The 22,205-nt window shown below is 58.1% G+C and carries 18 protein-coding genes; 11 read left to right on the top strand and 7 right to left on the bottom strand.

The annotated features are described in order from the left end of the window. Positions 1 to 73 precede the first annotated feature (73 nt). Positions 74 to 2,380, bottom strand: coding sequence for a GUN4 domain-containing protein (locus JTM80_RS21995; RefSeq protein WP_205370301.1), 2,307 nt, complete (start codon positions 2,378 to 2,380; stop codon positions 74 to 76). Between the two features lie 569 nt (positions 2,381 to 2,949). On the opposite strand from JTM80_RS21995, the gene JTM80_RS21990 reads away from it, so the two are divergent. Next, on the top strand, positions 2,950 to 3,804 hold the full coding sequence (locus JTM80_RS21990) for a peptidoglycan recognition family protein (protein ID WP_225906711.1): 855 nt from the start codon (positions 2,950 to 2,952) through the stop codon (positions 3,802 to 3,804). Continuing rightward, positions 3,801 to 4,715 carry a DMT family transporter gene (locus tag JTM80_RS21985; protein ID WP_205370300.1) on the top strand — a complete coding sequence of 305 codons (915 nt, stop codon included), beginning with the start codon at positions 3,801 to 3,803 and terminating at the stop codon, positions 4,713 to 4,715. Before JTM80_RS21990 ends, JTM80_RS21985 begins: the two co-directional genes overlap by 4 nt. Here JTM80_RS21985 and JTM80_RS21980 read toward each other — a convergent pair. Next, positions 4,605 to 5,594: a LysR family transcriptional regulator gene (locus JTM80_RS21980; RefSeq protein ID WP_172353506.1), complete on the bottom strand. Its 990-nt coding sequence runs from the start codon at positions 5,592 to 5,594 to the stop codon at positions 4,605 to 4,607. The two genes, JTM80_RS21985 and JTM80_RS21980, sit on opposite strands and share 111 nt — an antisense overlap. A 263-nt stretch (positions 5,595 to 5,857) precedes the next feature. On the opposite strand from JTM80_RS21980, the gene JTM80_RS21975 reads away from it, so the two are divergent. Further along, positions 5,858 to 6,166, top strand: a complete 309-nt coding sequence (locus JTM80_RS21975; RefSeq protein WP_172353505.1) for a hypothetical protein — start codon at positions 5,858 to 5,860, stop codon at positions 6,164 to 6,166. Positions 6,167 to 6,231: 65 nt separating this feature from the next. Here the strand turns inward: JTM80_RS21975 and JTM80_RS21970 are convergent, their stop codons facing one another. The 4 genes from JTM80_RS21970 to JTM80_RS21955 form a co-directional block, all read right to left on the bottom strand. Beyond that, a complete protein-coding gene (locus tag JTM80_RS21970) occupies positions 6,232 to 7,368 on the bottom strand; it encodes a PotD/PotF family extracellular solute-binding protein (protein ID WP_172353504.1) in 1,137 nt (378 codons plus the stop codon). Between the two features lie 257 nt (positions 7,369 to 7,625). Next, positions 7,626 to 8,135, bottom strand: coding sequence for an inorganic diphosphatase (locus JTM80_RS21965; RefSeq protein ID WP_172353503.1), 510 nt, complete (start codon positions 8,133 to 8,135; stop codon positions 7,626 to 7,628). A gap of 547 nt (positions 8,136 to 8,682) precedes the next feature. Further along, positions 8,683 to 9,003, bottom strand: coding sequence for an ATP-dependent Clp protease adapter ClpS (gene clpS / locus JTM80_RS21960; RefSeq protein ID WP_172353502.1), 321 nt, complete (start codon positions 9,001 to 9,003; stop codon positions 8,683 to 8,685). 56 nt (positions 9,004 to 9,059) lie between these two features. Beyond that, positions 9,060 to 10,886 carry a PAS domain S-box protein gene (locus JTM80_RS21955; protein WP_205370299.1) on the bottom strand — a complete coding sequence of 609 codons (1,827 nt, stop codon included), beginning with the start codon at positions 10,884 to 10,886 and terminating at the stop codon, positions 9,060 to 9,062. 707 nt (positions 10,887 to 11,593) lie between these two features. On the opposite strand from JTM80_RS21955, the gene dnaN reads away from it, so the two are divergent. Then, complete coding sequence (gene dnaN / locus JTM80_RS21950) at positions 11,594 to 12,745, top strand: DNA polymerase III subunit beta (RefSeq protein WP_172353500.1); 1,152 nt, start codon at positions 11,594 to 11,596, stop codon at positions 12,743 to 12,745. Positions 12,746 to 12,840: 95 nt separating this feature from the next. On the opposite strand, the gene JTM80_RS23285 is transcribed toward dnaN, so the two are convergent. Continuing rightward, positions 12,841 to 12,969 (bottom strand): hypothetical protein, encoded by a 129-nt coding sequence (locus JTM80_RS23285; RefSeq protein ID WP_255548846.1) that lies wholly within the window; start codon positions 12,967 to 12,969, stop codon positions 12,841 to 12,843. A 101-nt stretch (positions 12,970 to 13,070) separates the two neighbouring features. Here JTM80_RS23285 and JTM80_RS21945 point away from each other — a divergent pair, with 101 nt between their 5' ends. The 7 genes from JTM80_RS21945 (at position 13,071) to JTM80_RS21915 (ending at position 22,162) form a co-directional block, all read left to right on the top strand. After that, positions 13,071 to 13,931, top strand: coding sequence for a DUF72 domain-containing protein (locus JTM80_RS21945; protein WP_172353499.1), 861 nt, complete (start codon positions 13,071 to 13,073; stop codon positions 13,929 to 13,931). Between the two features lie 15 nt (positions 13,932 to 13,946). After that, entirely contained in the window at positions 13,947 to 14,843 is an 897-nt protein-coding gene (locus JTM80_RS21940; protein WP_172353498.1) for a UbiA family prenyltransferase, read from the top strand. 167 nt (positions 14,844 to 15,010) lie between these two features. Continuing rightward, positions 15,011 to 17,569, top strand: a complete 2,559-nt coding sequence (locus JTM80_RS21935) for a PEP/pyruvate-binding domain-containing protein (RefSeq protein WP_205370298.1) — start codon at positions 15,011 to 15,013, stop codon at positions 17,567 to 17,569. Beyond that, positions 17,563 to 18,756 (top strand): DUF3419 family protein, encoded by a 1,194-nt coding sequence (locus tag JTM80_RS21930; RefSeq protein ID WP_172353496.1) that lies wholly within the window; start codon positions 17,563 to 17,565, stop codon positions 18,754 to 18,756. Before JTM80_RS21935 ends, JTM80_RS21930 begins: the two co-directional genes overlap by 7 nt. Positions 18,757 to 18,898: 142 nt before the next feature. Next, a complete protein-coding gene (locus JTM80_RS21925; protein WP_172353495.1) occupies positions 18,899 to 19,822 on the top strand; it encodes a class I SAM-dependent methyltransferase in 924 nt (307 codons plus the stop codon). A 129-nt stretch (positions 19,823 to 19,951) separates the two neighbouring features. Further along, positions 19,952 to 20,662 (top strand): HAD family phosphatase, encoded by a 711-nt coding sequence (locus JTM80_RS21920; protein WP_172353494.1) that lies wholly within the window; start codon positions 19,952 to 19,954, stop codon positions 20,660 to 20,662. Positions 20,663 to 20,791: 129 nt separating this feature from the next. After that, entirely contained in the window at positions 20,792 to 22,162 is a 1,371-nt protein-coding gene (locus JTM80_RS21915; RefSeq protein WP_172353493.1) for a Glu/Leu/Phe/Val dehydrogenase, read from the top strand. Positions 22,163 to 22,205: the final 43 nt, after the last annotated feature.

The following is a 22,205-nucleotide window of genomic DNA, read 5'->3' as shown; positions in this document are numbered from 1 at the left end:
AGGTAGGTTTTTATGTAGAAACAGGCTTGGTTACAAAACTTTAGGATCGGCTAGAACTGGCTCGTGCTACAGTTCACAAGTCTCTGTGCGAGAGAAGATAAAGACCAACACCAACTTCCCCAAACCCCACGCAACCATCCCCGCATGGTAATTTTCCATCAGGAGAATGAAGCGGGTCGAGGGTGAGCTTGCCGTAGTACACGTATTTTCCTTCCTGTCGCCAGCCGACGCGATCGCAAAAGGTTTCCCACGCCTCCCTATGATACTTCCCGTCTAGGATGCCGCCGCACGCCACGTAAATTTCTTTTTGCACGCTAAAGCCAAATCGCCCGTTGCTGTAATTTAGCCATAGGTCATTCAGCCACCGCAGGTCTTCGCAAGGATAGTTGAGTAGCCCTTTTACCGTCCACTGGCGATCCAGCGTTTGATACATCAGATTAAAAGTTTCCTGGTCTGCCGCTTTCCACTGCCCGGTTGCTAACAAGTTCTCCAGCCGCCCATAGCGCAACTGGTTCACCTCTGCTTTTACGGCATCTTCCACCCGGCGGTTCATTTTGCAACAGTCGTAGGCAAAGGCGATGGCGTCGGCTCCCTGTCCGCAGGCCGCGCGAATCAGCCCGCTAGGGTTTTGCAACAGCGACACGTACAGCAAAATCGTGTTTTGCCAAAACTCGGCGGTGAAATGTTCCAGCACTTGCGCCTCGCCCGCCTCTTGCTGTTCCTTCAGCTCCACCGCCGTCAGATATTCCTGAAAGCTGCGATGGGCAAATTCATAGTCCTCATCGCGCTTCACCAGCAGTTCGCTCACCTGCACAATCTGCGCTAGCCATTTCGCAGGCGCAACTGCTTCGTCTAGCCGCCGCAGTTGCTCGGCAATGTGGGTCAATAAATCTGGTTCGGCAATGCTGGTCTTTTCCTGTTCGGTCATGGCCAGCGCCAGCGTTTGCAGAATTTTTTGACTGGGTTCTGCATCCAACAGCAGGTCGATACGTTTGGCTATCGGGCGGAATCCAAGCTGCAAACCGCAAATCTCTCGGTATAGCTCGGTGCGGCGGGTGGGCAGTTGGCTATTGGGCAGTGAGCGGTGAAACATGGCGATCATGCTGAGCATGAGCGGATTTTTCGCCAAGTCAGCCAGTTCTTTTCGCTGTTCAATTTGGGCCAGCAGGTCGGCGGCGCGGCGATCCGCCGTTTCCTCCACGTCGGCGGCGTTGCGGCTGGCGGTGGACACGGCGTTGCGCTCCTGCGCCAGATACCACTGCTTCACAAACTTTTCCCGGCGATCTTCATCAAACGGCTCCACCTTCAGCTCTAGCTGGGGTCGCTCTGCGGCATAGTCCTGGCTGTAGGCATTGGGTCGCGACGTGAGGATGAAGGTGCAGCGGTCATAGGTCTGCATCTGCTCGGCGATCCAGCGGCTGACGGCGACGCGCTGCTCATCGGCCACTTCGTCAAACCCGTCAAACATGATCAGCGCTCGGTCGCTGTGCAGCAGCCGCGTGGCCCAGGCAGCGGGAATCGTCAGATTTTTGCCACCGGGCAGTTTGGGAATGTGGTGCTGGGTAATCAGGTCGGGCAGGCTGGGCGGGTCGGGCTGGGCGATTTCGTCGCGCCAGGTTCGCAGCATCAGCAGCACGGGGATGAATTCGGGCGTTTGGTGGCGGCGGCGGGTAGCGTGGGGACGAGTGCAATAGCAATAGGTGAGGTGGCGCAGCAGCGTGGTTTTGCCATAGCCGCCCCAGGCCAAGATCGCGAAACTCCGAAGGTTGGGCGAGGTTTGCAAGCGAGTCAGAATGTCCCAAATGTCGAAGGGTTTGCGGTTTTCGGCGGCTTCGATCAACGCTTCGGCATCGCGCCGCTGCAACCCCGGCAAGTTGGGCAGCATTTCCCCATTGCGGCTGCGAAAGAAGTCTCTGCTGAGCTGGAGCGGCACATACACATCATCCAGGTCAGGGTTAGTCAGCCCCAAGGGAATGGGCACTTCGTTGTCGGTGACACATAGCCGACAGGCGCTTGACTGCGCCTTCAGAAACTTGCCGTCAAACCCAGAAAGCTGCATCCGCAGGGCTTGATCAATCTGGTCTAGCCAGCTGGTAAAAGAATCGGCATCGCGCTTGCCTTTTTCGCCGGCCCAGTCGCCCACGCGGGCGGTGAAGTTTTCGGTATATTTTGCCCAAACGACCGTCACCAGCATGACGGGAAATGTGAGTACTGCTATTACCCAGTTTTGCTGCAAAATTGAGTGTGCCAGGATGCCCAGGCTGCCGCCCAGCGGACTCCACTGGATGATGAGGTTGACTGCTTTTTGGACGAATTGATGTTCGGTGCTGGGTTCTGACTTTAGTTCAGGATTGCGTTCTGGCTGGTAGGGCGACGACATGGAATGAATTGTGGAGGGAGCATAATGGCTCTAATATGGCATTCCAAAACTGAAATGACTGCAAACTCTCCAAATCTGGCTTCCCCTTTGCGAAGCGGGTCAGAAGGCATTAGATTGGGATAGCTCTGCATGAGGGATTTGGGACGTTGCCAAACAGAAGTACGGTTCTCGTGCTTGAGCGTCTTGCAGCCTCGCCCTAAATTCCTTTCCCCAAGGCTACTGTGTATACACGTCTCGATTGTTTGCGTCAGGTTCTGAAAGATCCCCCTAGATCCCCCTTGAGAAGGGGGACTTTTGAGCCAGGTCTCCCTGCTACGAGGCACTCCGGGTTTGGTTCTCCCCTTGTTTAAGGGAGTTCAGGGGGGATCAAAGCATCGCTGCTCCAACGTAGAAAACTTGTGTGTACGCAGTAGCCCAGAGCAGGAGAGGGACTTCAAGCCGCTCTTGCTCCCCTTCTCCCGACTTGGGAAAAGGGGTCGGGGGATGAGGGCAGCTTGAGTTGCACGTCGCGTTAGAGAACGTTTAGAACATTTTCAGAACACTTTCATTTTCAGAACACTTTCAGAGATATGGGACAACGGCTATTGCAGGCAATGGTGGCCACGCTGCTGGTGGTCTTGCTAATGAACGGGACAGCGGCAATTCCCCGGTTTTCGCGGCCAGAGCCTGCGCCCCGTCCCCTAGCGCCGGAGGTTCCCGCCGCTGCCGACCCTGCTATTCCGCCCGATCGCGTGCCGCTGCCCGTGCCGCCCGACCCCATCCCCAACGACCAGCGGCAGGTTCTGGTTCCTGGCAAAGCGGATTTGTCCAGCGTGCGCGTGCCCTATCCCATCATGCGCGAGGTGGCTTCCAGCTATACGCCGCGCCAGGAAATTGCGCCGCCCCACCCGACCAACTTTGGCTATCGATTTTTGACGGATGCTGCGGGTCGCCCCGTCAACAATGACCCAATTATCGTGCTACATGAAACGGTTGGCTCGGCCAGCAGCGCCATCAACACCTTCCGCACGCCCCATCCCAACGATGCCGACCAGCGCAGCTATCACGCCCTGATCCGGCTAAACGGGACGGTGGTGTATATCGTGCCGCCGGAGTATCGCGCTTTTGGGGCGGGAAATTCGGTGTTTGACGGGCCAAACGGTCGAGAGACGGTGAATACCAATCCGCAGTTTCCGCCCTCGGTGAATAACTTCGCCTATCACATTTCTCTGGAAACCCCCGGCGACGGACGCGGTAACCAAGCGCGACACAGCGGCTATACGTCGGCTCAGTATCAATCCTTGGCCTGGCTGACTGCCCGCACGGGCATCCCGACCAACCGCATCACCACCCATCGAGCCGTCGATCGCTCTGGCAGCCGCAGCGACCCGCGCAGTTTTGACCGGGAGCGGTTTCTGGCGCTGCTGGGGCAGTTTGCCGGGTGACGGGGTTGACGGCGTTTCGGGGAGAACTGGCGGCGCTGGCGGCGGCCCTGATCTGGGCGATCGCCTCTATCGCGTTCACAAAACTCGGTCGGCGGCTCTCGCCCACGGCGCTGAATGTGTCTAAGGGGCTGATTTCCATTGGGCTGATTGGGCTGACGCTGGGGCTGCGGGGGGCGGGGCCGCCAGCGGCCAACGGGTCAGCTATTTGGCTGCTGGGGCTGAGCGGGGCGATCGGCATTGGGCTGGGAGACACGGCCTATTTTGCATCGCTGAACTGCCTTGGGGCGCGGCGGGGCCTCTTGCTAGAATCGCTGGCTCCCCCGCTGACGGCGCTGCTAGCGCTGCTGGTTTTGCAAGAGCGGCTGAGCGGGGCGGCGTGGCTGGGCATTGGGCTGACGGTGGGCGGCGTGGCGTGGGTGATTGTGGAGCGATCGCCCGACCCAGGAATTCCCCGCGATCGCCCCCTACGCGGCCTGGTCTTTGGACTGATTGCGGCACTCAGCCAGGCCAGCGGGGCTGTCCTCTCGCGGGCGGCGCTTTCGACCACCGACATCAGCCCGCTGTGGGGCACGCTGATTCGGCTGGTGGCGGGGCTGGGGGTGGTGCTGCTGTGGCTCTTGGTCAAACCGGCGCAGTTTCGCAGCGTGGGCAAGGAGATGAGTCAGTTGCGATCGCCCCGCTTTTTGAGCATCGTCGCCGGGACGGCCTTTGCCAGCACGTTTCTGGGCATTTGGCTCCAGCAAACCGCCCTAAAGTTCGCGCCAGCAGGTGTCGCCCAATCGCTGCTGGCCACCAGCCCGCTATTTGTGATTCCGATTGCCGTTGCGCTGGGCGATCGCGTGAGTCTCCGGGCGGTGCTGGGGGTGCTGGTGGCGATCGCCGGAATTTGGCTGCTGTTCTGGCGGGGCTGACCGCCTCAGCGCATCCAAAAAGGCGTAGACCGCAGGCGGATGTAGCGCGTCTTTGCGAACCGCCACCTGAAATTCGCGCATCAGCGGCACAGGCAGCGGATACACCTGAATTCCCGGCGGCAGCGGTTCGGCTGCCAGTTGCGCCATGATCGTCGCGCCCAGCCCCCGCATCACCATGCTGACGATGGTGGAATCTTCGCTGATCTTGTAGGCAGGCTGAATAGGAACCTTCTGCACCGCCAGGTGGGTACGAATCAGGTAATAGCAGTGGTCGGTATCGACGGGCATGATCATCGGAAAGCTCGTCAGTTCCTCCCAGGTCAGCGGTCGGTGCTGCAACTCGGCATCGGGCGGCAGCAGCGCCACGTATTCATCCTGGCACAGCGTCCAGGTGTCGAACTCTTCCACCGACGCGCCCCAGCAAAACAGGGCAATATCAACGCGCCCCTCGCGCAGGCTTTGCTCAATCTCGGCGGCTCCGCGAAATTCCTCAATGCTGACGGTGATGCCGGGATAGTCCTGGCGAAACTCGGCGATGATGTCGGGCAGCAGGTGCGTTGCCGCGCTGCGAAACGAGGCCACCCGCACCTGACCGCCCTGGAGTCCCTTCGCCAGGTTGGCTTCCTTATCCATCACCTCCAGCAGGTGCAGCATTTGGCGGGCATGGCCCAAGATGCGATCGCCCACGGGTGTTAGATGCGCCCCGCGCCGCCCCCGCGTGAACAAGATCACGCCCAATTCAGACTCCAAAGTGGCGATCGCATGACTCACCGCCGACTGCGACACGCCCAGTTGCAGCCCCGCTTCGCCAAAGTTGCCCGATTCTGCCACGGCTACCAGCGCCCGCAGTTGCGAAAGCTTGATATTGTCCTGGTTCATGGCAATTGCCTGCGTGAGTGGGTAATGGAGTGAAGTGCAGATTGGGACGAGTTTGAATCGGCCAGGACGAGCAATTCCTAAGCCGCTGTCACCTATCTCCTGACCCTCTCAGATTATCCGCTCTGCCTCCATTCATCCATGAATTTCATTCATGAATTGGATTCATATAAACTTTTGATTCTCCAAGTCGCGCTGCCTAGAGTGGGAGCATTCGCTATCTAGAGAACCCTTCCCAACCCACTATCCCCCTTGGAGAATCCGCCATGCGTAGCCCATCCGAATCCTTGAATCAGCCCTGCCTGGATCTGATTAATATCGACAGCCTCAGCAGCCTCGATAGCCTGGAACGCCTCACCACAAAGACCCGGTTGCAGAAAATGCAGGCCCTGAGCAAGCGCATCGAAGCAGTCCTCAACCGCTTTGGCAGCGAACCCGAACCCCGCGTCTGGCAAACGGGCGATCGCGCTGGCAACATCGTCTGGCATGTCTACGATCCCACCAGCAACCGCTCCGCCACCTTTGCCTCGGAAGCCGAAGTGCGCGTCTGGCTGGAAGAGCGCTATCGGCTATAGAAAAATTCAGGAGAAAGGTTCAGGCTTTGGGCACGTCATATTGCACCCAAAGCCTGAACTGAACCCTAACCTGCTTTCAACTGAGTCCACAGCTTGTCATACTGCTCATTGTCTGCACCCAAATCCTTAATGCCCTCAAACGTGGCCATCATCGCATCGTCAGGGTACAAGTTCGTATTAGACCGAAGTTCCGCAGGCAGCAGGTCAAACGCCTTTTGGTTGGGCGTGGCAAACTTCAGTTCGCTGGATGCAAAAGCAGCCGTTTCGGGGTCGAGCATGAAGTTCATCCACTCGTAGGCCGCATCCACATTCGGCGCAGTCGTAGGAATCACCATCGTATCAGTCCAAACTGAGGTGCCGCTCTTGGGAATCACGTATTTCAGTTCGGGATGTTCTGCGGGCAGCGCATTGCCCAAAATCGAGTAGGTCATGCACAGCACCAGATCGCCCGCGATCAGCCGATCTTCCCACCCAAAGGACTCGAACGCCCGCACCGCAGGCTTTAGCTCCCGCAGCTTTTGGTAGGCTTCCTGTAGCTCAGCGGGATTGGTGGAATTGTAGGAATGCCCCAGAGACTTCAGCACTGCGCCCATCGTTTCGCGGGGGTCATCGAGCAGCGTCATCTTGCGGGCTAGCTTATCCTTATTTTCCCAGAGATAGTCCCAATCTTCGGGGCCCGGATTGAGTACGTTACTGTTGTAGATCAATCCGGTCGTGCCCCAACTAACGGGGACGCTGTGCGCGTTTTTGGAATCGTAGAGCGGGTCTTGCCAGCGATCGCGCAAGTTTGCCAGCCCCGGCAACCGCGACTGATCAATCTTGGTCAGCATCTCCAACTCGATCATCTGCCGCACCATATAGTCCGACGGATACAGAATGCTGTACTGGTTGCCGCCGCCTGCCTGCATCTTGGCCAGCATGACTTCGTTGCCGTCATACACATCGGCAATCACCTCAATACCCGTTTTCTCCTGAAACCGCTGGTAGAGCGCGGGGCTAGAATAGTCTGCCCAGGTGTAGAGGTACAGCGAACCAGCGGCCGTGGTGGCGGGGCTGCTGTCGGAGTCTGGTGCGGCTCCGGGCGCTGCACCAGACTCCGACGGGCTGCGGCCGCAGTTGCTCAGAGCCACACCCGAAACGGCAGCAGCAGAAAATTGCAAAAAGCGGCGGCGTGTGGTGCGGGAAAAGCGGTTGGAGGTCATGAGTATAAGTATATTTAGGTGGGGGCAAGGGTTCAGTCTTGGGGAACAGATTATAACACTTGCAGATGATTGACGCAATCAGGCGTTGCAAACCGGGTTCAGCGTGGGTGCCCCCCCACAGGCAAAACCCGCCCAGAGTATGAACTCCAAACGGGTTGCTGCATGAGATTGGCGCACAAGGGCGATCGCCCCGGACTATCCCTCAATGAGTCGTCTAGTGGGTCATTTAGTGAATCGTCTAGTGAATCGTCTTCAGGCTACTTATAAGCTGCGACGCACTGTTCCACCAGCGGCAACACCTGATCAACATCCTTCCAGCCCAAAATTTCCGTCACCTTTTTCTCCAGGTTCTTGTAGGTGCGGAAGAACTCGGCGATTTCGTCTAGGCGGTGGGGAGCTAGGTCTGCCAGGGACTTGACCCCTGCGTAGCGGGGATCTTTGTCGGGCACACAGAGGATCTTCTCGTCGCGATCGCCCCCATCCACCATTTCCAGCATCCCAATCGGCCGCGCCGCAATTACGCAACCGGGAAAAGTGGGCTGATCCATAATCACCATGCCGTCGAGCGGGTCGCCATCATCCGCCAGCGTGTTGGGCACAAAGCCATAGTCATAGGGATAATGCACCGAGGCGTACAGCACCCGATCCAGCGCGAAGGCGTTCAGATCTTTGTCAAACTCGTACTTGTTTTTGCTGCCCGCCGGAATCTCGATCAGCACGTTGATCAGGCCGGGCTTTGGCTGAGGGGGAATACGCGATAAATCCACTGTTCTTTCTCCAGCGCAAGGGTTCAGTTGTTGCAGGGGTCAGAGGGTAGGGCGATCGCCCCACCTTGCTAACGAAATAGAAACCAGAACGGAGAGCCAGCCTAATACAGGTTAACAGGCTTGCTTTCGGTTCTCACGTTTACTCTTTCCCTGCATGAAAGCGGATTACAGGATGCATTGACCCAACACCCGCTCCCCGAATAGCATTTTAGGGGAAGACGGTGGCCACGCTGAGGAATTGCCCTGAGGAATTGCTCTAGGGAATTGCCCTAAGAGGATGTTTGAAAAGTCCTACTGTTTGTAGCAAAGCGTGCAACATCCCCCTAAACCCCCCTTAAAAAGGGGCACTTTAAGGCGGTTCCCCGCTTGAAAAGGGGGGCTAAGGGGGGATCTCTGAGTGCCTAACATTACAGTCGATACCTTTTCAAACACCCTCTATGGAGTTACAGGTTTATTGCAGAAGGAGCAACCAGCCGGGGCCGGGTATCCCGGCACTCACCCGTCGTCTTACGGGCATTCCACAGGCATTCCACAGGCATCCCACCACCTACACGGCTTCCAGGGGAGCCATCGTCAGCCCTTCGCGGCGAAGCTGCTGGTGATAGAGTTCGGCTTGCTCTTGCGGGCCCACCCAGACCGTAGCCTGCCCTTCATAGTGAACCTGATTGGTCAAATCCCAAGCGCGATCGCCCGACATGCCCGGAATGTACTTCATCAGGCATTCGGCCACATGCTGGAACGTATTGAAGTCGTCGTTTAGCACAATGACTTTGTAATTTGGGTAGGGTTTGCGGACTGTCTGACTTGTCTTATCGGGGGCGATCGTGGGCGCAGCAGCCATCGCCATCGGTGCGAAAGAGGCAGTCATCAGCATAAAACTCGCGATTAAGCTCTACGTTAAGCAAGACGTAATATTTCCCTTCCCTAGTTTACCGGGGGGGCCGAATTTTGGGTAGACTCTGGAGTTTGCCCCGAAACGAGGGGAATCTCAATTTCAAACGTGGTGCCCTCGCCGGGGGCAGAGAGGCAGCGCAGATCGCCGCCATGCTTTTCGACCACCACCTGATAGCTGATCGCCAGCCCCAGCCCCGTTCCTTTACCGACGGGCTTTGTGGTAAAAAACGGGTCAAATAGCCGCTGCTGAACGGCTGGCGGAATGCCGGGGCCATTGTCGGCGATCGCCACACACACCCGATCTGCGCCCACCCGCTGCGTCCGAATCAAAATTTTCGGCTCAAACCCCGGTCGCCGCTCCAGTTCTTCTTCCAGGGCATCCATCGCGTTGCTCAGCAGGTTCATAAAGACCTGATTGATCTGACCCGCGTAGCACTCAATTTCTGGCAGGTCGCCATAGTCTTTTTCAATGGCGATCGCCACACACTCTTCCCCCTTGGTTCCTGGCACAGGGCGCGGCTTCAGCCGATGCTGCAAAATCATCAGCGTACTATCAATCCCCTCATGCAAGTCCACCACCTTCATCTCGGCTTCGTCCATGCGGGAAAACGTCCGCAGAGACGCGACAATCTTTTGAATGCGATCCGCCCCCACCTTCATCGAGGCCAGCAGCTTCGGCAAATCCTGCATCAGAAAATCCAGATCCACCTTTTCTGCACGTTCCTGGATCGTGGAATGTGGTTCGGGATAGTGTTGCTGATAGAGATGGATAATGTCTAGCAGTTCCCGGATGTATTGGCTGGCGTAGGTGAGGTTGCCATAGATAAAGTTCACCGGGTTGTTGATTTCATGCGCCACCCCCGCCACGAGCTGCCCCAGACTCGACATTTTTTCGTTTTGAATCATCTGGCTCTGGGTGCGCTGTAGCTCGATCAGCGTTTCTTGCAAATCCTGCGTCTTTTGCCGCAGTTCGGTTTCCGACTGTTGCAGTTTCACCTGGGCCTGCTTGCGCTCGGTGATATCGCTAATGGTGCCCACCATGCGATAGACCTCGCCCGCCTCGTTTTCCACAAACGCGCCGCTGTCCTGCACGTAGATATAGCTGCCGTCTGCTTTGCGAAAGCGATATTCCTCCACCTGATAGGGCAGCCGCAGTTGCAGCGATCGCTCTAGCCGCGACATCACATCCGGCAAATCCTCAGGATGCACCCGCTCTTTCCAGCCTTCAAAGCCAAATTGGTGAAACGCTTCGGGGCTGTGCCCGGTCATGCTGGCGATCGCCCCCGCCCAGAGAATCTGCCCCGTCTGAAAATCGCAATCATAAATCAACTGGCCCGTGCGCTCAGCCACCAGTCGAAACCGCTCCTCGCTCTCCCGCTGCGCCGCCTCAGCCAAACGGCGATCGGTGATATCCATCGCCGTGCCCACCAGTCGATACACCCGCCCCTTGCAATCCTTCAGCGGATTCAGCGTCGTCAAAAACCAGCGTTCCTTCCCTTGAAAGATCCGCAGTTCCTCATAGGTATACACATCTGCCCGTTCAACGCAGGTGCGAAACCGCTGGGCGATCGCGCCACCCTGCTCCGGGCCAAACACTTCTTCTAGCGTCTTGCCAACCACATCCGCCGAGCGCTTGCCCACATCCATCTCGCTGATGGGGTTCCACCCTGCCACGTACAGGTCGCCATTCTCCCGCACGTCGCACACAAACACCGAGAAGTTCACACCCTCGTAGATACTGCGGAGAAACTGCTCCTGCTCCCGCAGCACGGCATCGGAAGCCGCACCCAAATCAGACAGTCCGTCGGCATCTGGATGCAACCGAGACGTAGAAATAGGCTCAGGCAAGTCTGACACGGCTTAGGTTCCAGGATGCGGTCGTCATGTAAATCTGTTCAGTCGCGTCTCTGTTCAGTCGCGTCGAGGGAAATCAAGTCCTGATCGCGGGTCGAGCCCAGCGGACAACACCTACCCCTAATGCTTACACCCTTATGCCACTAGTATCCGGCTTGGAATACCTCCAATACTCTAAAATCAGGTTTCCCTGAAGCAGGTCAATTTTTTCAAAGTTTTCCAACCGTGCTTAAAAGGATTCTAAAGAAAGGAAAAAACTTACCACCCTCACCCTGTGGAAAACCTGTGGATTTCTGTGGAAAACCTGTTGAAACGATCGTGGAAAGCGGGTTTCGATCGTGGAAAAGTCTGGGAATCTCAAGGATGCTGTGGAAAAAGACTGGCGTTTTCCACAAGTTTTCCACAGGTGAGATCAGATTCTGATCACGAGTCGGCCTGTGATCCCCAATTTTTTCCACACTTTCCACAGCCTCTACTACTATCCTCTCTATCTTTAAAGAATTTTCCGAACCCGCTCAAAAAGAGAGCCTGTTTGCACACCTGTTTGCCCAGTTTAAACCTGACGGGCAACGGTGCTAGGATGACGTTCCAGCCCTTTTGGAGATCGGCTATCGATTGGCGCTTTAGCTGCTTTAGCTATAAGGTTCCCAAAGGGTTCCCCAGTTCACTGCTCCGCAAACCTGCCTGCTGAGTTCTTTTTTGTTCCCGCCATGAAACTTATCTGCCCACAGAGCGAACTCAATGCCCACTTGTCGTTGGTGAGCCGTGCTGTGCCCTCAAATCCGAGTCATCCGGTGCTAGCAAACGTGCTGATGCACGCGGACGAAGACAAGCAGGAAATCAGCCTGACAGGGTTTGACCTGAGCCTGGGGGTGCAGACGAGCTTTTCGGCGCAGGTGGAAGAGGGGGGCCTGCTGACGCTACCCGCCAAGCTGCTGAGCGATATCGTATCGCGCCTGCCCAATGAGGAAATCACCCTCAGTACAGAGGCAGACAGCAGCCTTGCCACACTGACTTCGGCGCTGGGCCGCTACCAGGTGCAGGGCCTCGACGCGACCGAATATCCAGAATTGCCGACGGTGGAGTCAGGGGAAGCGGTCTATTTGCCGGTGGAGCAATTGATCGATGGGCTGCGGGGGGCGCTGTTTGCGGCTAGCACAGATGAAACCAAGCAAGTGCTGACGGGGGTGCATATCGCAGTAGCCGCTGATGAGATGGAGTTTGCGGCGACGGATGGACACCGGCTATCGGTGGTGAATACCGTGAAGTCGGACGCAGCAGACGGGGCCGCAGATGGTGGGGCTGAAACGGCGTTTGATGTCACGGTTCCTGGCAAGGCACTGCGGGAACTGGAGCGGATGCTGCAACTGCACCCAGCAGGAGAGGCGATCGCCCTCCGATTTGACCAGGGACAACTGCTGTTTCAATGGGACAATCAGCGCCTCACCAGTCGCCTGCTGGAAGGGCAGTATCCCAACTATCGCCAGTTGATTCCTCGTCAGTTTTCGCGCCAGATGACCGTCGAGCGCAAGCTGCTGATTGGGGCGCTGGAGCGTATTTCTGTACTGGCCGACAAGAAAAACAACATCGTGAAATTTAGCCTGGATACTGCGGGGCAAGAAGTGGTGATTTCTGTCGATGCGCCAGACGTGGGTAGCGGTCGCGAGGCGCTTCCGGCCCAGATCTCTGGCGATAGTTTAGATATTGCCTTCAACGTCCGCTATCTGCTGGAAGGGCTGAAGGCGCTGAACACGAGTGAGGTGCAGATGCAGTGCAACACGGCGACGAGTCCGGCAATTCTAACGCCGCTGGGTGGACTGAAAATGACCTATCTGGTGATGCCCATTCAGATCCGGAGTTGAAAGACTTCCAGAGCCGTTTGTGGCACTGAGCCAATCGTGGAGGATGAACCTCACAAAGCCCTTGTGGACGAACATTTCGCAGTCCGGGGTCAAAATCAGTCAAAATCAAAATCAGTCAAAATCAATGGGGGCGATCGCCCAGAAGTGTTGGTGCTGCAAAATGAGGGCGATCGCCAAAAGGCTGCGCCAAGGATATAGCGATTGAAAGAAGGGCGATCGCTCATTCCGTCTGAATCAGATGTTAGCGTTAAAAAGCAGAGGGCCGTTTTATTCTTGAATACTGTTCTTGAATACTTAACCTACTCGCAACCCCTGCGGTTTCGCTATGTTTCGGATTGGCTGCGCGATTTGGGCATATAAAGCCTGGGTGGGCGGATTGTATCCCAGCGGGAGTCGGTCGGCGGATTTTCTGCGGCTTTATGGGCAGCGGTTTACAACCGTGGAAGGCAACACCACCTTTTATTCCACGCCCGACGAGCAGACCGTGCAGCGTTGGGTGATGGACACGCCTGCGGGGTTTCACTTTTGCCCTAAGCTGCCGCGCGATGTGTCGCATCAGGGCTTGCTGGCTCCGCAACTGCCAGCGGCGATCGCCTTTTTGGATCGCATGGCAGGACTGGGCGATCGCCTCGGCCCGATGTTTCTCCAGCTTCCGCCCAGCTATGGCCCTGCCCAGCAAGACGACCTGCGGGCATTTCTGGCGGGCTGGCCCCACGACCGCGCCGAGCTGGCCGTTGAAGTCCGGCATTTGGACTGGTTTCGAGAGGTCAATACCATCGAGCTAACGTATCTGCTGGCAGGCTACCACACGAGCCGCGTCTTACTCGACACGCGCCCGATTTACGACTGCCCCGACGACCCCCAGATCCGGTCGGAGCGCAAAAAGCCCCGTGTTCCGCTCCACAAAACCCTCACCACCGACACGGCGCTGATTCGCTACATTAGCCATCCCAGCCTCGACTTCAACGAACCTTACTTTCAGGACTGGGCACGGCAAATCACCGAATGGCTGCAAGCCGACAAGCGAGTTTACTTATTTATCCATTGCCCCGTGGAGGAACATTCTCCCCGCAATGCCAGACAGTTTCAATACTGGCTAGAGCAGGCGGGCGCACCGGTGCCCCCTTTGCCCTGGGATGCGATCGCCCAACCCCCCGAAGAACCGCAGCAGTTGAGTTTGTTTTGATGAGCCTGTTTTGCCATGAACCGCTGGTGGACTTACCAAAAAGAACGCTTTCCCCTACTGACCAACGGGCTGCTGATTGCGGCGTTTGCGGCGGGGGCGGTGGGCTATGGGGCGCTGGTGCGGGGCGCGGCGGCGTTTCCAGTGGGTGCATGGGCGATCGCCTTCCCTTGTCTGTTTCTGTTTTTCCTGCAATTGCGCGTTGCGGATGAGTTCAAAGATGCTGACACCGATCGCCAGTTTCGCCCCTATCGCCCCGTGCCGCGCGGTTTGGTGACGCTGACGGAGTTGGGTTGGGTGGCGATCGCCGCAGGTGTGCTGCAATTGGGACTGTCACTTGCAGTCGGGCGATCGCTGGTGGGAATGCTAGGACTGGTGTGGGCATATCTGGGGCTGATGACCCGCGAGTTTTTTGCCCCGCGCTGGCTCAAGGCGCGTCCTGTAGTGTATCTGCTATCCCACGCGGTGATTTTGCCGCTGATGGCGGGGTTTGCAATGGCGTGTGACTGGGCGATCGCCCAGGCTCTGCCCGACTGGCGAATGCTCTGGTTTTGCGGGGTCAGCTATTTCATTAGTCTGTCCATCGAAATCGGCCGCAAAATTCGCGCTCCCCAGGACGAGGAACCTGGTGTGGAAACCTACACGGCGCTGTGGGGGGTGCAGCGAGCCGCGATCGCATGGTTGACGGTGATCTGGCTGATGGCGATCGCCACGCTCATGGCCGCCCGCGCCGTCGGCATCCTGCCCCTGGGGGTTCTGGCCGTGCTGCCCCTGCTCACCCTGGCGATGGTCGCTTCCTGGCGCTTCCTTGCCCGCCCTGTTCCCGCCTGGGCCGATGCCTTTCAGGGCGTGACGGGCTTTTGGGTGCTGGGCGTGTGCCTGATTCTGGGCCTGGTGCCGTTCTGGGTCAGGTAGGGAGTGTTGGAGGGGGAAAGAGAGAAGAATGAAGAACGAAGAGAGAAGAATGAAGAACGAAGAACGAAGAACGAAGAGAGAAAAGCGAAGAATGAAGAATGAAGAGCGAAGATCCATTTTTCCTTTTTCGTTTTTCTTTATTCCATTTTTCCCTCTCCCTCTCCCTTATGTCTTTTATCCTCTTTTCTGCTGACCCCGACCTCCCGCCTGATCAACTCGGCGGCAAGGCGCGATCGCTCTACGATTTGCAGCATTCCGCAACGGGCGAGTTTCCGATTCCCGACTGGTTTGTGGTGTCGCCGGAAGCGTTCACCGCAGGGCAGGGAGTCGCGCTGACCGAGGCGGTGAGGGCAGAACTGGGGGCGGCGATCGCCCGCTTGTGTCCCCAGGGGGAACTCGTCGCCGTGCGCTCATCGGCGGTGGAGGAGGATGGCGCAACGCTGTCGTTTGCGGGGCAGCTAGAGAGCTATTTGTTTGTGCCGCCGGAGCAAGTGGGCGATCGCATTGTGCAGGTGTGGCAATCGGCGACGAGCGATCGCCTGCTGGCCTATCGCCGCGAGCATGGGCTAACGGAACCGCCCCCGCCGCCGGCCGTGCTGGTGCAGCGCATGGTGAGTGCAGAGCTGGCTGGCGTGGCGTTCAGCGCCAACCCGATTACCCATCAGCGGGGCGTGGCGGTGGTGTCGGCGGTGCGGGGCGTGGGCGAAACCCTCGTCTCTGGCGAGTCGGATGCAGACACCTGGACGGTGAATCGGGGCGGCGAAATTCTCTCCGCGCAACCGCAAGACCCCGCAAACCCAGTGCTGACTCTGGCGCAGGTGCGCGACATTGCCCAGCTTGCCCGCCGCGCCGAGCGCCACTTTGCCTGTCCGCAGGATATCGAATGGGCGATCGCCCAGGGCCGGCTTTACCTCCTGCAATCGCGCCCCATCACTACCCTGCGCGGCCAGCCCGACCCCGACAGCCGCTTGGTCATCTGGGACAACAGCAACATTGCTGAGAGCTACGGTGGCATCACCACGCCGCTCACCTTTTCCTTTGCCCGCCGCGCCTACGAAGCGGTGTATCGAGAATTTTGCCGGATGATGGGCGTTGCGGAAGGGGCGATCGCCCAGCAGGACTCCACCTTCCGCTGTCTGCTGGGGCTGGTGCAGGGGCGGATTTACTACAACTTGCTGAACTGGTATCGCGTGCTGGCGCTGCTGCCCGGATTCCAGGTAAATCGCCGCTTTATGGAACAGATGATGGGCGTGAAGGAGGAGCTTCCTGCCGATGTCCTCGCCACGCTCCAGCAGGCCACTGCCCAGGATAAGATTCGCGATAGCCTGCGTCTGGTCAAAACGCTGCTGGGTCTGGTGAAAAATTATCTAACCTTACCGGATCAGATTCGCCGATTTTATGCTCGTCTGGATGCGGCCCTCAGCCTGCCCGCTGCCTCGCTAGACACTCGCAGTGCCGAAGAACTCGTCGCCCATTACTACGATCTAGAGCGCCAGCTTTTGACCCGCTGGGATGCGCCCCTTGTGAACGACTTCTTCGCCATGATCTTTTACGGCGTGCTGCGAAAGCTCACCGCCGCTTGGTGTGGCGACGCTGCCGGAACCCTGCAAAACGACCTGATCAGCGGCGAAGGCGGCATGATCAGCGCCGAACCCGCCCGCCGCATTCAGCAGATGGCCCACACCGCTGCCCAGTCGCCTGCCCTTGTCGAGTTGCTGCAACGGGGTTCCCTCTGGGACATTCGCGCCAAGCTCTCTGCCTTTCCTGCATTTCAGGCGCAATATGAGGATTACTTGGCCAAATTTGGCGATCGCTGCCTAGAAGAACTAAAGCTTGAAAGCCCCACATTGCAGGACGATCCGCTGATGCTCCTGCGCTCTGTGGGCAGTTTGGCAGCCGTCAGGGGGCAAGCATCCGGCGGCATGGAGGGCGGCATGGAGCCAATCGCCCCAGTCCCCCAGCCCTCCCTGCGCCATCGCGCCGAAGCTCAGGTGCAGCAGTCCCTCCGGGCTGCTCCCCTGAGGCGGTTCCTGTTCAACTGGGTGCTTCAGAACGCGAGGGCACGGGTGCGCGATCGCGAAAATTTGCGCTTCGAGCGGACTCGCGTGTTTGGGCGGGTGCGGCGCATCGCCGTGGAACTGGGTCGCCGCTTTTATGCCGAGGGCTGGCTGGATGATCCCCGCGATGTCTTTTATCTAGAGCTAGAGGAACTCTTGGGCAAGCTCGACGGCACGGCCACCTGCCACGACCTGAAGGGACTGGTGCATGTCCGTCGCGCCGAATTCGACCGCTATCGAGAATTGCCCCCACCGGGCGATCGCCTCCAGTTGCCAACTCCCCAACCCGCCAGTTCCCAAATGCCGCAAAACGCCAGCACCCTGCAAGGGTTGGGCTGCTGCCCTGGCCGCGTCCGCGCTCCGGTGCAGGTCATTACCGACCCCAAAACCGCCGTACTAAAACCGGGCAGCATCCTGGTGGCCGAACGCACCGATCCGGGCTGGATCATGCTGTTTCCGGCGGCGGCGGGCGTATTGGTGGAAAGGGGCAGTCTGCTGTCCCATGCGGCAATTGTGGCGCGGGAGATGGGCATTCCAGCAATTGTGTCGATTCCCGGCGTGACCACGGCGCTGCAAACGGGCGACTGGGTGGAAATGGACGGCAGCACGGGAACCATCTTGCGGGCTTCCACCGTCGAAGCGTCTCAGGAGGGCGCAGGTGTATGTTGAGTAGAGTAGACGACGAAACCGAGGAACCAACGGGCGACTTGAGTGGCCATGCGCCCCGAAAATCCATACCGCAGGCTCCCCTGCCCCAGGCTGCCTCAGAGGTGCAGCGCCGGGCCGACTTTTCCTATATCCGCTACGCCCAGTGTTGGGAAGATGCCGAAATTTTGCTGGAGGCGCTGGATATCCGCCCCGGCGACACTTGTCTGGCGATCGCCTCTGCGGGAGACAATGCCCTGGCCATGCTTACCCAAGACCCGGCGCGAGTCATCGCTCTCGACCTCAGCCCGGCGCAGTTGGCGTGTTTGGAACTGCGGGTCGCGGCCTACCGTGAGCTAGAGCATGAGGAACTGCTGGTGCTGATTGGCTCGCGTCCGGGCCGCAACCGACCGGAACTTTACCAGCGCTGCCGCAGCCAGCTTTCGCCAGATGTGTGCTACTTCTGGGATACCCATCCAGCCGAGATCGAGCGGGGTATCGGGCACGCAGGCAAATTCGAGCGCTATTTTGACCTGTTTCGCCGCCGCGTGCTGCCGCTGGTTCACTCGCGCCGCCAAGTGATGCGGCTGTTAGAGGGCGGCCCGCCGGAGCAGTGTGAGCGGTTTTATCGGCGCGAGTGGGACACTTGGCGCTGGCGGCTGATGTTTCGGATTTTCTTTTCGCGGCTGGTGATGGGGCGGATGGGGCGCGACCCCAGCTTCTTCAAGTATGTAGACGGCGACGTGGCTAGCCGCATCCTCAGCCGCACCCGCTACGCCCTCACCCAGCTCGACCCCGCTGAAAATCCCTATTTGCAATGGATTCTTACGGGTCAACATCTGACGGCGCTACCCCTCGCGCTTCAGCCCGAACACTTTGACACGATTCGGGCCAACCTGCATCGACTGGAGTGGCACTGCTGCTCGGTAGAAGATTATCTGAAGCGCCTGCCCCACGGGGCGATCGCCCGCTTTAACCTAAGCGACATTTTCGAGTATCTGTCGCTGCCCAACTATTACCACCTGCTGCATCGGCTGGCGCAAGTGGGCAAACCGGGCGGCCGCTTGGTGTATTGGAATATGCTGGCTCCCCGCAGCCGACCAGAGGGGATGGCAGATCAACTGCGCCCCCTGCCCGAACTGGCCGAAGCCCTGCACCGCCAAGACAAAGCCTTTTTCTACAGTGCTTTCGTGGTCGAGGAAATCTGCTAGTTCTAGAGGCTTGCAAGGGTGCTGGAGCCTGCTTGTTGACCCGTAGAATCGGGGTACAATCTTGATGTAACAATTCGTTACAAACAAGAATCGAAACGACTGCACTCAACTCCTGGAGGCGCGTTTGAGGCGCGATCGCCCTATGCCTGTCCGCAATGACACCATTTTTGAGCGATTTCTGGCTCCGGTCGTCAAAACCTTCCTGATCGACCGGGACGCGATTCTGCGCTATTACCAGAGTCGCGATTGGCAGCAAGAGAGCGATCGCCTCCGCAACCCAGCGGTAGAATACCCCAGCTATTACAGCAGCCAGAATTTTCACAGCATCGAGGGTGGCTATCTCAGCCTAGAAGCGGCGCTGTCCTACGACCCGATTACGCAATACGCACTGCCGCCGAACGAAACCTGGGTTCGCAAGGCGCTGCTGGAGCGAGTGCAGGGCAGTCCCCGGCGAATTCTGGACTTGGGCTGCGGCACGGGCACCTCGACGCGGATGCTAAAGCGGGCGTTCCCCCAGGCAGAGGTGATCGGGCTGGATCTGTCGCCCTACATGCTGGCGGTGGCAGAAGATAAAGCGAAGGGCGATTCGCGCAGCGATCCCTACGGGAATCGTCTCGATATCCAGTTTGTCCATCAAAACGCTGAGCAGACGGGCTTTCCCGATGCCAGCTTCGATCTCGTTACCGCCACGCTACTGTTCCACGAAACGCCGCCCGAAGTCGCCCAGACCATCCTGCGGGAAGCCTTTCGCTTGCTGACCGTCGGCGGACAAGTGCTGGTGCTAGACGGCAACCAGAGCGTGATCCGCCAGACCGAGTGGCTCGCGGAAATTTTTGAAGAACCCTACATCAAAGCCTACGCCGCAGGCAGCGTCGATGCCTGGATGGGCAAGGCCGGGTTTGGCGCGGTGCAAACCGACAGCCTGTGGGTGATTCACCAAATCACGCAGGGCGTAAAACCGCTGCCAGGGCAGCAGGTGCGCTCGGTGGAGTTTGCCACGCCGCTAGGAGAGGGCGATCGCCAGTGGGCATGGAATTGGCGCAGCGAGGCGGTGAGGGGAGGATGAGATGATGTGAGAAGAAGTGACGGAAAAAACTAAAAACGAAGAACGAAAAACGAAAAACGCAACCTCTTCCCTCTTCGTTCTTCCGTCTTCGTTCTTCTCTCTTCCCTCTTTGTTCCTCTCTCTTTGCCCATGTCTCTCCGCGCGATTCTCTTCGACTTCAACGGTGTCATTATCAACGACGAACCGCTGCACCAACGGCTGCTAGAAAAGCTGCTGGTGGAAGAGAACCTGCGCCCGAAGCCAGAGGAGTATCGGGAAATCTGTGTGGGGCGGAGCGATCGCGCTTGCATTCGAGAACTGCTGTCGCGGCGCGGGCGCATCGTCACCGACACGTACCTGGATGAGCTAGTAGCCCGCAAGTCGCGCTATTACCAGTTGCAGATTGAGGAAATTGAAAAGCTGCCCAGCTATCCGGGACTGGAGGATTTGATCTTTCAAATTCGAGCGGCGCAACTGCCGATGGCGATCGTCAGCGGAGCCGTGCGAGCAGAAATTGAAACGGTGCTGGCCCGGCTAAACCTGGCGGACTATTTCAAAGTCATTGTGGCGGGTGACGAAATTGCCGCCAGCAAGCCAGAGCCAGACGGCTACTTGCTGGGGGTGCAGCGGCTGAACGAAGCCATTTCTGGACTCAATCTGCAACCATCAGAATGTCTTGCGATTGAAGACACGTTCGCAGGCATCGAAGCGGCGAAACGGGCAGGAATGCAGGTCGTCGGCATTGCCAATACCTACCCGTTTCACATGATGCAGCGCCGTGCCAACTGGGCGATCGACTATTTTAATGACCTGGATTTGGATTATGTGCGTCGGGTCTTCTCGAAATTGGCTGCGGCCTGAAACACTTCGCCAATCTTGTTGAAATATTAAAAAGTAGCGAAATATACCGTTTATTGGGCATTATAGAAACAGATGCGGACAGGGCGATCGCCTCAAATCCCTTACTGCCCGTCCCAAAAGGAGAAATTTATGGTTAACTTGCTGTCCAACGCCGCAGCAGACTCTGCTACTCACGCCGCCCTCAACGGCAGCGCAGGCAAGAGTCTCCTCGATGGGGCCGCCCACAGCACGCTGTCGGATGCCAATCGACGACTGGAAAAGGCGCTGAAATATGTCTCGATCAACGAGGATGTGGCGGAGCGGCTGCGCTATCCCAAGTCCAGCTTGGTGGTGTCGATTCCAGTGCGGATGGATGACGGTTCGCTGCGAATCTTCCAGGGCTATCGCGTGCGCTACGACGACAGCCGTGGCCCCACCAAAGGCGGCGTGCGCTATCACCCCGGCGTGACGCTGGACGAAGTGCAATCGCTGGCGTTTTGGATGACCTTTAAGTGCGCCGTGCTGAACCTGCCCTTTGGCGGCGCAAAGGGTGGCATCACGCTCAACCCCAAGGAACTGTCGAAGTTTGAACTGGAGCGGCTGACGCGGGGCTATGTAGATGCGATCGCCGACTTTATTGGCCCCGACATCGACATCCCCGCCCCCGATGTCTACACGAACCCAATGGTGATGGGCTGGATGATGGATCAGTACAGCATTATTCAGCGCAAGATTACGCCTGCGGTGGTGACGGGCAAGCCAATCACGATGGGCGGCAGCCAGGGGCGCGAGTCGGCCACCGCAATGGGCGCATTCTTTGTGATGCAAACCGTTTTGCCGCGTCTGGGAAAATCGCCCGAAAACACGACCGTTGCGGTGCAGGGCTTTGGCAATGCCGGGTCGATCATTGCAGAACTGCTTTATAAGGCGGGCTATAAAGTGGTCGCCGTTAGCGATTCCCAGGGCGGGGTGTACGCTTCCCAAGGACTCGATATTCCCAGCGTGCGGCAAATTAAGGAGTCTAGCCGCAGGCTCAAGGCGGTTTACTGTGAAGGCAGCGTGTGCAACGACCAGGAGCATTCCACCATTACCAACGAGCAGTTGTTGGAGCTGGATGTAGACGTGCTGGTGCCCGCTGCACTGGAAAATCAGATTACCGCTGAAAACGCCGGCCGCATCCAGGCTCGCTATATCTTTGAGGTCGCCAATGGCCCTGTCACTTCTGATGCCGATGCCATTTTGGAAAATCGTGGCATCCAGGTCTTTCCCGATATCCTAGTGAACGCGGGCGGCGTGACGGTAAGCTACTTCGAGTGGGTGCAAAATCGAAACGGCTTCTACTGGTCGGCCGACAAGGTGAACCATCGGCTGGAGTTTGCCATGAAGCAGGAGACGGAACATATCTGGGCGATCGCCCAAGAGCAAGACATCGACCTCCGCACCGCCGCCTACGTCCACGCGCTGAACCGGCTCGACGATGCTATCCGCGCCAAGGGCACACGGGACTTTTATGTGAGCTAGTTTATGTGAGCGAGCTTCATGTGAGCAAGCTTCAAGGGAACCA

The organism is Thermoleptolyngbya sp. PKUAC-SCTB121, from assembly GCF_016919485.1.
GTDB lineage: Bacteria > Cyanobacteriota > Cyanobacteriia > Elainellales > Elainellaceae > Thermoleptolyngbya > Thermoleptolyngbya sichuanensis.
Note: the sequence above shows the minus strand (reverse complement) of the source record. Positions and strands in the feature narration are given on the sequence as shown.